Source organism: Rhizobium sp. TAL182, assembly GCF_002117725.1.
Classification (GTDB): domain Bacteria; phylum Pseudomonadota; class Alphaproteobacteria; order Rhizobiales; family Rhizobiaceae; genus Rhizobium; species Rhizobium esperanzae.
The window spans coordinates 122260-134128 of record NZ_CP021027.1; the positions used below are offsets into that span (position 1 = coordinate 122260).

The following is an 11869-nucleotide window of genomic DNA, read 5'->3' on the forward strand; positions in this document are numbered from 1 at the left end:
CTTGCAGACGAGATTTCTGCCTGTCTTTTCGATTGTCGATCCTTCCGCCAATGCCCTACAAGGTAAGTCTTTCCCAGATAGCTTGTATCCTTCGAAGAGGTAACACGACATGAACGAGCTGTTGCACCGTGGCGTTGTCGTTTCAACGTATCGGAGTCCTGAGCAGGAGCATGATCACCACCCGATCGATGCACGCGTTCGTCCTGAAATCGATCAGGCCGACGATGCTGCACGTGCCAGCGTGGAGGGTCAAGCGAAAGCCATTCGCGTCAACCAGCGACGCGTCAAGGTGTAGTTGTCGGCGGCCGCACCCTCAGTGTCGGTTTGACGTAGCCGCCGATCTTCGCCGGCGCCAGGCCTTTATGGTAGATCCGGATGCGTCCGGGTCATCCAGACGTCAAACGCGTAATGCAGGAAGAGATTCGATAGGATCGGGCTGACCACGCCCCCTTGCGGGGTACCACGCATCCGCTCAATGACTTCTCCGTTCTTTTCCATAGGCGCGGTCAACCATCTTTCGATGTAGAGCAGAGCCCAGTTGCATTTAACGTCTTTTCTGACCGTCTTCAGCAAGAGATCATGCGGAAGATTGTCGAACAGCTTTGATGTCGGATTCCGGATCAATCATCTGCTTGACCACCATCTGCGCGATCCGATCACTGACCGCCGATTCCAGATCTTGTAGAGATTTCTCGCAAGGTCTTTGTCAAACATCTCCAGGGTCTCACCGTCCACCCGGCTGCACCACGGTTGGCTTTGACCGCTTTGTAAGCTTCGTACACTTGCCGCTTCTCAATCCGAAACGGCTTGTCTGTCGTACCTATCGAGTCATCCTGTTTCCAGTTGTTCCAAACAATACGACCACCTGATCCGATCCCTTTGCTCCGGCCCCATTACAGGGCCCTCAACGCTCATACGGATCGGTCCGCCCCAGTCTCCTGCATCGGTACTCTCGCCTTACGGTTTCTCCGCTTGGGCTTCTCCCTTGGCATCAGGAGCCTGGTTCCTGCAGTTCCGGGTGAAAGCCTGTGTCCAACACGCCCCCTCTACGCCGGTCGCCGCCCGCCCAATCATCAGGCACCCGGCGGACTTGTCCCAGGATGACGAAACAGTCCTGGTTTCGACGACGCTTATATTCATAACGGCGCGTCTTCGGAGGGTTCACTTTCGTTCGTCTTTCGGACACGCACCTGCTCGGATCTCGTCCGAACTTTTCATCCGGCGCTCACCACCACGGCTCTTTACCGCAGCAGCTCGGACTGGTTTAAGACCCGCTCCTGAAAGCCGATCCCGGAGGGCCATCCTCCATCATTCACGCAGCTTCACGTTACGGGGTTAGCTCACACTGAACTCCTTCCGTGCCTCTGCAGCACACTTTCGTCGTGAGCGTACGGTGAGCTGTTTTTGCTGATCGGCCAAATCAGGCGATGTTCTGGCATTAGAACCAGCATTAGTGCTGACATTAATACCAGAACGAAGAGGTTTCATGGCTCGCATAGAGATCATGTCCGGTACCGAGCGCAGACGGCGTTGGTCGGACGAGGCGAAGCTGAGGATACTTGCGGAAGCTGATGAGCCCGGTGCTCGCATTGGCGATGTGGCGCGCCGGCACGACATTCATCCGGGCCAGATCCGCTTGTGGCGGCAATCATTCAACTATGCCGATCGGCCGACGGTGTTCCTCCCGGTGGAAATCACGGAGGAGGTTGGCGTAAGCCAGCCGTCTACCGCATCAACAAGGCCGACGATCGTTGAGATCTTGCTTCGAAACGGTCGGAGCTTGAAGGTTGCGGTTGACGTTGAGTTGAAGCTGCTTGGCCCGCTCGTCGCTTGCGTGGAGGCGGTATGATCGGCCCATCGGGGAATGTGAGGGTCTATCTGGCCTGCGGAGTGACCGATATGCGGCGTGGCATTGATGGTCTGTCCGCGCTGGTGGAGACGGTCGTGAGGGAGGCACCGGGCTCGGGCGCAATCTTCGGCTTTCGCGGAAAACGCGCGGACCGGATCAAGCTGCTTTGGTGGGATGGCCAGGGGTTCTGTCTGTTCTACAAGATTTTGGAGCGCGGATACTTTCCCTGGCCGACGGCGAAAGAGGGTGTAGCGCACCTGACGCAGGCGCAGCTTTCGATGCTCGTTGAGGGGATCGATTGGCGACGCCCGGCGTGGACTTCCGCTCCCGGCCGAACGGGATAAAAGCTATATTTTGCAGGGGCATGGGAAGCTTAACGCTGGTGCGTCAGAGGCAAATCGGCTAGTTTCGCGGATATGGAAACAGCGCCGCTGGACAGTCAGGACGAGCTCAATACTTTGCGCGCACTCGTCGCGGAACAGGCGGCAAAACTTGAGAGCCAGGAAGCCGAGGTCATCAAGCGAGACTCCATAATCGGGCTTCTTCGCGCGCAACTGGAGCTTCTCCGACATCGGCAACATGGCGCGTCTTCGGAAAAGATCGACAGGAAGATCGAGCAATTCGAGCTGATGTTGGAGGAGATCGAGGCCTCCCGGGCCGAGGCTGAACAGCGCTCCGGGAAACCGCCTCTGCCGGAGTTGGACGACGCATCCGAGAAGCCGAAGCGCAAGCCTCTACCCGATGATCTCACCACCGAAGAACTGGTCTATGCAGCTCCCTGCAATTGCCCGACCTGCGGTGGCACTTCGTTCCTGAAGGCGGCCGACAGAGTGGTCCAGGTGCTGGAGCACGTGCCGGCGTCGGTCAAGATTGTCCGGCATGTCGAGAAGCGCATGATCTGCAGGGAATGCGATACGACAGTGGCTGGCGAGATGCCGACCTTGCCGATCGAGCGCGGCAAACCCGGGCCGGGGCTGCTCGCCCACATCATGATCGCCAAATTCGACGATCACATTCCCCTCTACCGCCTGTCAGAGATGTACGACCGGTTGGGGATAGACATCTCCCGATCCGTAATGGCCGACTGGGTCGGCCGGGTATCTGCATTGCTGACACCACTTGTCCTGTTAATCAGGGCCCATATCGCCGCACTCGACCGAATACATACGGACGATACCCCGGTCGATGTTCTCGACCCCGGGCGGGGCAAGACAAAAACCGGCAGGGTCTGGGTCTACATCTTTGACGGCAGTGGCTATCAATCCGCCACTCCCGCAGCCATTGCCTATTACTACAGCCCCGACCGCAGGGGCGCACATCCGGCTGATCACCTGGCAAGCTTCAGCGGCGTCATGCATGCCGACGGCTACGGGGGTTACAAGAAGCTCTATGGCAACCAGATCATTGAAGCCGCCTGCATGGCGCATGTGCGCCGCAAGTTCCATGATGTGATAAAGCTCAAGCCGTCTCCGATCGCTGAGGAAGCGCTGTCACGCATCGGCGCTCTCTACGATATCGAGAACCGTATCCGAGGCATGTCGGCTGACGAGCGGCGCACCCTGCGCCAACACCATGCCCGGCCTGTTCTGGACGAACTCAAGGCCTGGATCGAGGCGACACTCTCGACTTTGCCTCAGAAGCAGAGGCTGGCCGAGGCGATGCGATATGCCCTGTCGCGATGGGCAGCCTTGAGCGTCTACATCGACGATGGCCGTGTCGAAATCGACAACAACATCGCTGAACGAGCCATGCGTCCGCTTGGAATTGGAAGGAAGAACTGGCTGTTTGCCGGCTCGGACAAGGGCGGCGAGCGCATCGCCAACATCCTCACCATCATCGAGACGGTCAAACTGCAAGGCCATAATCCAGAGGTCTATCTGACGGATGTCCTGACCCGGATCCAGGATCACCCCGAAGACCGAATTGAAGACCTCCTGCCTTGGAACTGGACGCCGGCAAAAGCTCGATGCGAGGCCGCCTGATGGCGCGCTCGAGGTTCATCTACACACTCAGCCAAGTCGCCGGCATGATCGGCGAAAACCTCGAACTGATCGAAGAAGTGACCGCAAACTCGGACAACATCTCCGAAGGCGAACTGGTTTACGTCGGCGATGGCAGTGAAGACGGCACGAAGGGTCTGACCGAGAATGGCATCGAAGAACTTCAAAGCCTACTCGCCGACATCAGGACGTGGGACGGCGGTATCCGCGAGTTCCTCATCGACACACAGTGCGATCCTGAAATAATCGACCGCATCATGGCCGATGAGATGAAACGCGGCCTATAGATTCCATCTCTCGACACCCGAAAATGCGTTCGCCGGACGCTTACCTTTCGTCGATGAAGATCAGTTTCTCCGGATCGAGGTCCAATTGACCATCGAACCAGGCGCGCCGGCGCTTCAGACGTCCGGTCGGTCCTGCTCCAGTGCGTGTGCGGTCTTTTTTAAAGGTCCACCCACGGCCTCGAAGCCAGGCGCCAAGTGCGCTGCGGCTGATCTTCACCTGCCGCTCGACGGACAAGCGCTCAACCATCTCATCGAGCGTCACATCCCTACGCTCGTTGATCAACGCGACAACGAATTCCTCGTGTGCATCCACTGCCGAAGGTCGTCTCCAGCTCTGTGGCAGAGCAGTTAACTCACCCTCTTTCGCTCTTGCAATCCAGCGGATCGCCGTCGAAATCCCAACTCCGAAACGGGCCGCAGCCTGTCGAGCCGACATGCCCGCCGCAGACGCTTTCAAAACCCGTATTCGAAGATCATCGCTCAGGGCTTGTCCCATCATCCACCTCTTCTCTGTGGAGTTGAATCAGCTTCGATGGACGCCGTCACATCACAATCGATTCATCGATCGCAGGACTTGCTCTAGGTCGCTCGTGGCGGGGCGAAACTCGGTTGCTGAAAACGATGATGCTCTTCGAACGGCGCCAAATGAAATTTTGCCGGCTGCATCCTCCTTGTAAGCGCGGACGATCCATTGGACGCCTGACTATCCTTAAAACGTCGTCTTTTTGCATTCGAGACGGGCAGGAAAGGCTTCATTAACCAACGCAACCAATAGGTATTCTCAGCTATGTCACAGACCCACAAGATTGATCTGCCGTTCGAATGAATGAAACGGCAATTGGAAGATTTGAGTAGACAAGTCGATCGTCCACCTCACCTAAAAGGTTTGCCTTTATGCCCAAGTCCATTAGACTCGCTTTATCTTTGATATTTGTTCTGCTCTCTCTTCTCGCGGCGGGCCAGGGCATCGTGAGTATCGTCAAGCTGCTGTCCATTAGGAGCAATATATCCGAAGTTGCCAGCAACTGGCTGCCATCGATCGATGTGATAAATCGGATCAATACGATCACCGGGGACTACCGCATCCTGCAGTTCAGGCTGGTGACAAACTCATCAGATTCGACGAGCCTTGCGCATAATATCACCACCTTCCGCCAGAAGATGGAGGATCTCGCGAATGCCCGTGGTGAATATGAGCCGATGGTGACATCCGGCGAGGAGCGTCAGGCCTATGACGCGTTCTCCGCTTTGTGGACGCAATATCAGGAGGATGGCGAGCGGATTGTTAAACTAATGCAGGCAGGCAAGAAGGATGAAGCATTCGCTCTTCTAACGAGTGACGCCACGACGAAACTGTATAATGATAGCGGAGCGCTCCTTGACCAGGATGTCGCAGTTAACAAGCGTGGTGGAGTCGCGGCCGTCGGAAATACGATGGGCGCCGTTTCATCGACGGTTTTGGTCACCATTCTTGCCATGGCGCTGGCAACTACGACGGGCATTATAGCCCTGCTTTACTGCATCCGGAAGATTACCGATCCGATCTCGCGGTTGACTACCACGATGGGCGTACTGGCAGATGGTAATCTCGACACTGAGGTTCCTTTCGCAATGCGCGCCGACGAAATCGGCAAGATGTCGAGAGCCGTTGAGGTATTCAAGCAAAACAGCATCAAGGCCCGCGATCTGAACGCGCAGGAGGCCGCGTTGCAGGCCAAGAGCGCCGACTTGCAGTCGAGCATTGCCGAGGTGGTGTCAGCCGCCGTAGCCGGTGACTTCACCCATCGCATCACCAAGAAATACGGCGATGCGGCTCTCGACCGTTTTGCAGGAAGCGTCAACGAACTGGTCACCTCTGTTGACCGGGGCATCGCCGAAACTCGCCGAGTTATCTCAGCGCTTGCCGATGGGGATCTGACGGAAAACATGTGCGGCGAGTTTCAGGGAGCCTTTGGTGAACTGAAGAGTAATGTCAACGCCACCATGGCAGCCCTTCGATCCGTATTAGGCGAGGTTCGCTCCGCCGTCGACACGATCAACGGCGGAGCCGGCGAGATGCGCATCGCCTCAGGCGACCTTTCAAAGCGCACGGAACAGCAAGCCGCGGCCCTGGAGGAGACCTCTTCGGCGCTTGAGGAAATCACGGTGGCGGTAAAAAGCTCGACAGAAAGAGCCACGGAAGCCAGCCATATGGTCGATGAGGCACGCAGAAGCACCGAGCAGTCGAGCGCGGTTGTCAAAGACGCGGTCGCCGCCATGGGCCGCATCGAGCAGGCCTCGGATGAAATCGGCCAGATCATTAACGTCATTGACGAGATCGCCTTCCAGACCAATCTTTTGGCCCTCAACGCCGGCGTCGAGGCGGCGCGTGCGGGTGACGCTGGAAAGGGTTTCGCCGTTGTGGCTCAGGAGGTGCGTGAACTGGCACAGCGCTCCGCCACTGCCGCCAAGGATATCAAGGCGCTGATCAACCGGTCCGGCGACGAGGTCAAAACTGGGGTCAGGCTGGTAACGGCCACAGGCGATGCCCTTGGTCTAATCCGAGGCCACGTGATCAAGGTGAACGAGCACGTTCATACGATCTCGACGGCGGCACGAGAGCAATCGACCGGGCTGGCGGAAGTCAGCACTGCGGTCAACCAGATGGATCAGACAACCCAGCAGAATGCGGCGATGGTGGAAGAATCGACGGCGGCCACCAACCGGTTGGCGGATGAGGCTTCCAATCTGGCGCGGCTTATTGCGCGCTTCAGGCTCGACGGTTCGACTTTTGTACGGCGTGTTGCCCACCAGAACGGTAAGCCGGCCGCCTCGCCAGCGCGTGCCCTCTCCCAGAAGCTTGCCGGCGCCTTCGGCGGACGTACTACAGCCGCTGTCGCGACTAAGGAATGGGAAGAGTTTTAATGAATCATGTCATAATTCATCGCAGGATATTATCGGTTTCCATCTGGCAGCCAGCAGTTCTGCATGAAGACGACGTTGATCCCGGAAATCCGGGGGTTAGCAGAGGCGACGCCGCTGCCCCTAACGCATGTTCTCGGTTCAGGGATCTGCCGGTTCTGTCATTCCGGTGATAGAGCTTGCTGCCGAGATAACCAATCCCATCGGTCTAGCCACAGCGCCATTGTCGTCGTTGAGGTAGCAGATGGTATCATCGGCCCGGTCGTCGATCAGGTCTCTGGCATTCTATCGATCAACGGCGATCGGATCCAACCGGTTCGGACTTAGGCGCGACTTCGACCCAACCTTCAGCTACGGAATCACTCCGCTTGAACAAGGGATGGAATGCTTCCTTAGTTTTGAGCAAAGGTTTGGCACCAATCAGGACGCATCGCAGCTGCCTAGCAGACTTTTGCTTTTTCACCTTCCGCGACTGTCTTCCTTCAAGACGCGGAGTATTAACGAAATTCAACGAGAGTTCGAAGATGTCCAAAGTTATCGCAATCAATTTCGGGCAACAGGCTAAGACAGATACCCACTTAGAAAGCCACGAAGATGCACAGTCGCAGCGCCTGGAGCAAGAGCGGCTGCAAATGATCCAAATCACCAATCACCTTGAAGCACTGTACGCTCGGCTGCTGACCGTCTGTGGCGACAGACCGAAAAATTAAGGGCGCAGCGATGGTATAGCCCGGTGGAGCGCTGCGAACCACAGCGCCATCGCGAAGGGCTATTTCCGGGTCAGCTTTCGGGCGGAGAGGCCTGCGAAGCACACATAGATCGCCTATGCGGCAGAACATCGCTCATATGCACTGTTTTAGATGGCAGTTCGCCGTAACGTCTCTTGTACTCTGCAGCAAAACGGCCGAGGTGTGTGAAGCCCCACTTCAGCGCTATTTCCGAAACGCTGATTTTAGCGCCGTTTTGCAGCAGTTCCTGTCGAGCTGCGCACATACGCAAGTCTCGGAGGTGCATTGTGGGGCTGGTATTACGAAATTGTCGGAAGCCGTGCTGCAAAGTCCGCACGCTGACCTTGGCCGCAGCGGCGATATCGTTAAGGGAAATGGGTTGAGCCATATGCTCTTCCATAAACTCCATTGCCCGTTTCACGTGGCGAGGCGTGGGAGACGGAGCCGGACGACGAAGTTCATCGGTATAGCGATGCATACAGCTTTCGATCAAAAGGTACTCTATCGCGTCGAGGGTGAGCGTACGGTGAGCTGTTTTTGCTGATCGGCCAAATCAGGCGATGTTCTGGCATTAGAACCAGCATTAGTGCTGACATTAATACCAGAACGAAGAGGTTTCATGGCTCGCATAGAGATCATGTCCGGTACCGAGCGCAGACGGCGTTGGTCGGACGAGGCGAAGCTGAGGATACTTGCGGAAGCTGATGAGCCCGGTGCTCGCATTGGCGATGTGGCGCGCCGGCACGACATTCATCCGGGCCAGATCCGCTTGTGGCGGCAATCATTCAACTATGCCGATCGGCCGACGGTGTTCCTCCCGGTGGAAATCACGGAGGAGGTTGGCGTAAGCCAGCCGTCTACCGCATCAACAAGGCCGACGATCGTTGAGATCTTGCTTCGAAACGGTCGGAGCTTGAAGGTTGCGGTTGACGTTGAGTTGAAGCTGCTTGGCCCGCTCGTCGCTTGCGTGGAGGCGGTATGATCGGCCCATCGGGGAATGTGAGGGTCTATCTGGCCTGCGGAGTGACCGATATGCGGCGTGGCATTGATGGTCTGTCCGCGCTGGTGGAGACGGTCGTGAGGGAGGCACCGGGCTCGGGCGCAATCTTCGGCTTTCGCGGAAAACGCGCGGACCGGATCAAGCTGCTTTGGTGGGATGGCCAGGGGTTCTGTCTGTTCTACAAGATTTTGGAGCGCGGATACTTTCCCTGGCCGACGGCGAAAGAGGGTGTAGCGCACCTGACGCAGGCGCAGCTTTCGATGCTCGTTGAGGGGATCGATTGGCGACGCCCGGCGTGGACTTCCGCTCCCGGCCGAACGGGATAAAAGCTATATTTTGCAGGGGCATGGGAAGCTTAACGCTGGTGCGTCAGAGGCAAATCGGCTAGTTTCGCGGATATGGAAACAGCGCCGCTGGACAGTCAGGACGAGCTCAATACTTTGCGCGCACTCGTCGCGGAACAGGCGGCAAAACTTGAGAGCCAGGAAGCCGAGGTCATCAAGCGAGACTCCATAATCGGGCTTCTTCGCGCGCAACTGGAGCTTCTCCGACATCGGCAACATGGCGCGTCTTCGGAAAAGATCGACAGGAAGATCGAGCAATTCGAGCTGATGTTGGAGGAGATCGAGGCCTCCCGGGCCGAGGCTGAACAGCGCTCCGGGAAACCGCCTCTGCCGGAGTTGGACGACGCATCCGAGAAGCCGAAGCGCAAGCCTCTACCCGATGATCTCACCACCGAAGAACTGGTCTATGCAGCTCCCTGCAATTGCCCGACCTGCGGTGGCACTTCGTTCCTGAAGGCGGCCGACAGAGTGGTCCAGGTGCTGGAGCACGTGCCGGCGTCGGTCAAGATTGTCCGGCATGTCGAGAAGCGCATGATCTGCAGGGAATGCGATACGACAGTGGCTGGCGAGATGCCGACCTTGCCGATCGAGCGCGGCAAACCCGGGCCGGGGCTGCTCGCCCACATCATGATCGCCAAATTCGACGATCACATTCCCCTCTACCGCCTGTCAGAGATGTACGACCGGTTGGGGATAGACATCTCCCGATCCGTAATGGCCGACTGGGTCGGCCGGGTATCTGCATTGCTGACACCACTTGTCCTGTTAATCAGGGCCCATATCGCCGCACTCGACCGAATACATACGGACGATACCCCGGTCGATGTTCTCGACCCCGGGCGGGGCAAGACAAAAACCGGCAGGGTCTGGGTCTACATCTTTGACGGCAGTGGCTATCAATCCGCCACTCCCGCAGCCATTGCCTATTACTACAGCCCCGACCGCAGGGGCGCACATCCGGCTGATCACCTGGCAAGCTTCAGCGGCGTCATGCATGCCGACGGCTACGGGGGTTACAAGAAGCTCTATGGCAACCAGATCATTGAAGCCGCCTGCATGGCGCATGTGCGCCGCAAGTTCCATGATGTGATAAAGCTCAAGCCGTCTCCGATCGCTGAGGAAGCGCTGTCACGCATCGGCGCTCTCTACGATATCGAGAACCGTATCCGAGGCATGTCGGCTGACGAGCGGCGCACCCTGCGCCAACACCATGCCCGGCCTGTTCTGGACGAACTCAAGGCCTGGATCGAGGCGACACTCTCGACTTTGCCTCAGAAGCAGAGGCTGGCCGAGGCGATGCGATATGCCCTGTCGCGATGGGCAGCCTTGAGCGTCTACATCGACGATGGCCGTGTCGAAATCGACAACAACATCGCTGAACGAGCCATGCGTCCGCTTGGAATTGGAAGGAAGAACTGGCTGTTTGCCGGCTCGGACAAGGGCGGCGAGCGCATCGCCAACATCCTCACCATCATCGAGACGGTCAAACTGCAAGGCCATAATCCAGAGGTCTATCTGACGGATGTCCTGACCCGGATCCAGGATCACCCCGAAGACCGAATTGAAGACCTCCTGCCTTGGAACTGGACGCCGGCAAAAGCTCGATGCGAGGCCGCCTGATGGCGCGCTCGAGGTTCATCTACACACTCAGCCAAGTCGCCGGCATGATCGGCGAAAACCTCGAACTGATCGAAGAAGTGACCGCAAACTCGGACAACATCTCCGAAGGCGAACTGGTTTACGTCGGCGATGGCAGTGAAGACGGCACGAAGGGTCTGACCGAGAATGGCATCGAAGAACTTCAAAGCCTACTCGCCGACATCAGGACGTGGGACGGCGGTATCCGCGAGTTCCTCATCGACACACAGTGCGATCCTGAAATAATCGACCGCATCATGGCCGATGAGATGAAACGCGGCCTATAGATTCCATCTCTCGACACCCGAAAATGCGTTCGCCGGACGCTTACCGTCGAGGAGCGAGCTATAGGCCGACGGGCATTGTCGCAGAGCCCCCCCGGCACTGAGGCCGCGATGGGCAGACAGGGCTAGTTCTCGCATGAGCGTTCCCGCGCTCGATGCAAGATCAAGGGTCGGCTGAATTTGCAGATTTCCGCTGATCGTCCGATCGAGCATGCGAGAAAGCTTGTCACGCAAGGATTGCGTATCGATCGTCAATGACAGTTGAGATCTTATGCCATCTTGTCGGGCATTCAGCGGAGCATTTGCAACATGCGGCGACTCTACCTGTTGCCCAGACCAATGAAAGACTGCATTCCCGGACGCCGGCAGGAAGACCGTTACGACGTCAACTGGGGAATCTATCATGACCGAGAACGCCTCTTCATGATGGGCATCCGCAACGCCAAAACCATCAAGGGAAATTCGACTGCAGCGAGAGTTAAGCGATCTACTGTCGTGTTGAGCAAGGTCAGAGGACGCCAGGGGCGATGATATCAAAGGCAAAAGACGTTCGGGATCGGAGCCCTCGATAAAGTTGTCTTTCACTAAGGTCCCTTCATCGGGCTTGCTGAACAAACTTTCGGTCATCCAATATAAACCTATCTATGAACACCAACTCGCACATGCCGGGACTAGTTTTCCAAACCTTCAAAGCTCGAGACCGGATGGCGTGCGAGCGATTTTGATCGCGTACATGACCGATTCGGACCTTTGTGGAGGCCGGTTGAATCTCTCATTCCCTAGGCTTTCGTCATGGCGGATCATCACCAGCACCGACATCCACGTTCTCCCGCTCGAG

The 11869-nt window shown here is 57.2% G+C and carries 12 protein-coding genes and 3 pseudogenes; 11 read left to right on the forward strand and 4 right to left on the reverse strand.

Going from position 1 to position 11869, the window contains the following annotated elements:
- The first annotated feature begins 109 nt into the window (after nucleotides 1-109).
- Nucleotides 110-295, forward strand: coding sequence for a hypothetical protein (locus Tal182_RS25005; RefSeq protein ID WP_004668636.1), 186 nt, complete (start codon nucleotides 110-112; stop codon nucleotides 293-295).
- Between the two features lie 68 nt (nucleotides 296-363).
- Here Tal182_RS25005 and Tal182_RS25010 read toward each other — a convergent pair.
- Nucleotides 364-894 (reverse strand): annotated as a pseudogene (locus Tal182_RS25010) (reverse transcriptase domain-containing protein); the annotation flags it as partial.
- A gap of 592 nt (nucleotides 895-1486) precedes the next feature.
- Here Tal182_RS25010 and Tal182_RS25015 point away from each other — a divergent pair.
- The 4 genes from Tal182_RS25015 to Tal182_RS33230 all read left to right on the forward strand — a co-directional run bounded on the left by Tal182_RS25015 (nucleotide 1487) and on the right by Tal182_RS33230 (nucleotide 4136).
- Nucleotides 1487-1849, forward strand: a complete 363-nt coding sequence (locus Tal182_RS25015) for a transposase (protein ID WP_009996987.1) — start codon at nucleotides 1487-1489, stop codon at nucleotides 1847-1849.
- Nucleotides 1846-2193, forward strand: a complete 348-nt coding sequence (gene tnpB / locus Tal182_RS25020) for an IS66 family insertion sequence element accessory protein TnpB (protein ID WP_009996986.1) — start codon at nucleotides 1846-1848, stop codon at nucleotides 2191-2193. Before Tal182_RS25015 ends, tnpB (Tal182_RS25020) begins: the two co-directional genes overlap by 4 nt.
- A 72-nt stretch (nucleotides 2194-2265) precedes the next feature.
- Nucleotides 2266-3831 carry an IS66-like element ISRel19 family transposase gene (locus tag Tal182_RS25025; protein ID WP_009996985.1) on the forward strand — a complete coding sequence of 522 codons (1566 nt, stop codon included), beginning with the start codon at nucleotides 2266-2268 and terminating at the stop codon, nucleotides 3829-3831.
- The gene (locus Tal182_RS33230; RefSeq protein ID WP_009996984.1) at nucleotides 3831-4136 is read left to right on the forward strand and encodes a hypothetical protein; all 306 of its coding nucleotides are present in this window, start codon (nucleotides 3831-3833) and stop codon (nucleotides 4134-4136) included. The genes Tal182_RS25025 and Tal182_RS33230 overlap by 1 nt, the downstream gene beginning before the upstream one ends.
- A gap of 46 nt (nucleotides 4137-4182) precedes the next feature.
- On the opposite strand, the pseudogene Tal182_RS25035 reads toward Tal182_RS33230, so the two are convergent.
- Nucleotides 4183-4632, reverse strand: a pseudogene (locus tag Tal182_RS25035) (transposase); the annotation flags it as partial.
- A 398-nt stretch (nucleotides 4633-5030) separates the two neighbouring features.
- Here Tal182_RS25035 and Tal182_RS25040 point away from each other — a divergent pair.
- Together Tal182_RS25040 and Tal182_RS25050 are read left to right on the forward strand one after the other, a co-directional pair.
- Nucleotides 5031-7040: a methyl-accepting chemotaxis protein gene (locus tag Tal182_RS25040; protein ID WP_004673275.1), complete on the forward strand. Its 2010-nt coding sequence runs from the start codon at nucleotides 5031-5033 to the stop codon at nucleotides 7038-7040.
- 521 nt (nucleotides 7041-7561) lie between these two features.
- Nucleotides 7562-7747, forward strand: a complete 186-nt coding sequence (locus Tal182_RS25050; protein WP_004673279.1) for a hypothetical protein — start codon at nucleotides 7562-7564, stop codon at nucleotides 7745-7747.
- Between the two features lie 70 nt (nucleotides 7748-7817).
- Here the strand turns inward: Tal182_RS25050 and Tal182_RS25055 are convergent.
- A pseudogene (locus Tal182_RS25055) lies at nucleotides 7818-8276 on the reverse strand (helix-turn-helix transcriptional regulator); the annotation flags it as partial.
- A gap of 108 nt (nucleotides 8277-8384) precedes the next feature.
- Here Tal182_RS25055 and Tal182_RS25060 point away from each other — a divergent pair.
- The 4 genes from Tal182_RS25060 (at nucleotide 8385) to Tal182_RS33235 (ending at nucleotide 11034) form a co-directional block, all read left to right on the forward strand.
- Nucleotides 8385-8747, forward strand: coding sequence for a transposase (locus Tal182_RS25060; protein ID WP_009996987.1), 363 nt, complete (start codon nucleotides 8385-8387; stop codon nucleotides 8745-8747).
- A complete protein-coding gene (gene tnpB / locus Tal182_RS25065; RefSeq protein ID WP_009996986.1) occupies nucleotides 8744-9091 on the forward strand; it encodes an IS66 family insertion sequence element accessory protein TnpB in 348 nt (115 codons plus the stop codon). The genes Tal182_RS25060 and tnpB (Tal182_RS25065) overlap by 4 nt, the downstream gene beginning before the upstream one ends.
- A 72-nt stretch (nucleotides 9092-9163) precedes the next feature.
- A complete protein-coding gene (locus Tal182_RS25070) occupies nucleotides 9164-10729 on the forward strand; it encodes an IS66-like element ISRel19 family transposase (RefSeq protein WP_009996985.1) in 1566 nt (521 codons plus the stop codon).
- Nucleotides 10729-11034 (forward strand): hypothetical protein, encoded by a 306-nt coding sequence (locus Tal182_RS33235; protein WP_009996984.1) that lies wholly within the window; start codon nucleotides 10729-10731, stop codon nucleotides 11032-11034. The genes Tal182_RS25070 and Tal182_RS33235 overlap by 1 nt, the downstream gene beginning before the upstream one ends.
- Here Tal182_RS33235 and Tal182_RS25080 read toward each other — a convergent pair.
- Entirely contained in the window at nucleotides 11029-11658 is a 630-nt protein-coding gene (locus tag Tal182_RS25080; RefSeq protein WP_245344891.1) for a hypothetical protein, read from the reverse strand. The genes Tal182_RS33235 and Tal182_RS25080 overlap by 6 nt on opposite strands.
- Between the last annotated feature and the right edge of the window lie 211 nt (nucleotides 11659-11869).